The organism is Streptomyces sp. A1277, assembly GCF_004795015.1.
Lineage (GTDB): Bacteria > Actinomycetota > Actinomycetes > Streptomycetales > Streptomycetaceae > Streptomyces.
Map to the genome: position 1 here is coordinate 1 of NZ_SSBI01000103.1, position 1,164 is coordinate 1,164.

The window sequence follows — 1,164 nt, forward strand, 5'->3', positions numbered from 1 at the left end:
GGCCGCGCACATCCGCTCCTTGGAGGCCGGGATCAGGACCTTGCGGCACCGGTTGTCGCTCCCGGTCGGGGTGAAGGGCACGAAGCGTGCGCCGGGCGGTTACCGGTCCAGGGGTGAGTGGTTTCACAAGTCCCGCCGCCTCAAAGCCTTGGAGGACCGTCTCACGGCCGCTGTCGCGGACTGGCGGTCGGGGCGGGTCCGGGTCGTGCGGGGCGGGAAGCGCCTGTTGAACACCCGCCATCACCTGACCGAGGCCGGGCTGAGCGAGGAGGAGTGGCGGGAGCGGTGGGAGGCGGAGCGGTGGTTCCTGGCGGCGGACGGCGAGTCGGGCAAGCGGTACGGAAACGAAACCATCCGCGTCACCCCCGAGGGCCGGGTCAGCATCAAACTCCCCGCCCCCTTGGCCCACCTCGCCAACAGCGCACACGGCCGCTACACCCTCACTCCCACGGTCGGGTTCGCGCACCGGGGAGTGGAGTGGGCCGACCGTATTGAGGCGAACCGTGCTGTGGCCTACCGCATCCATTACGACACCGGCCGGGGGCGCTGGTACCTGACCGCGTCCTGGCAGAAACCCGCTGTGCGGACCGTCCCGTTGGAGGCGGCGCGGGCGGGGGGTGTGATCGGGGTGGACACCAACGCCGATCACTTCGCCGCCTACCGCCTCGACCCCCACGGCAACCCGGTCGGCGAACCCCACCGCTTCGCCTACGACCTGTCCGGAACGGCCGCACATCGTGACGCGCAGGTCCGTCACGCGCTCACCCGCCTCCTGCACTGGGCCCGCCGGACAGGTGTCACCGCGATCGCCATCGAAGACCTCGACTTCAGCGCGGAGAAGACCCGGGAGAAGCACGGCCGCAGGAAGCGATTCCGGCAGCTGATCTCCGGCCTGCCCACCGGCAGACTCAAGGCACGCCTCGTCTCCATGGCCGCCGGACACGGTCTCGCGATCATCGCGGTCGACCCCGCCTACACCTCGATGTGGGGTGCTCAGCACTGGCAGAAGCCACTGACCACACCCCACCGCAGAATGTCCCGTCACGATGCCGCCGGCATCGCGATCGGGAGACGTGCCCTCGGACACCCGATCCGGCGTCGGACGACACCGCCCTCACACGACCGGAGTGATCGTGTGAGGCATCGGACCGTCCAGGCCGCACC

Annotated in this window: 1 protein-coding gene; it reads left to right on the forward strand. The window is 70.1% G+C overall.

All coding sequences use genetic code 11. The features are described from left to right. A partial coding sequence (locus tag E6R18_RS33830; protein ID WP_136320682.1) for an IS200/IS605 family element transposase accessory protein TnpB occupies window positions 1–1,164 on the forward strand: 1,164 nt, incomplete at both ends.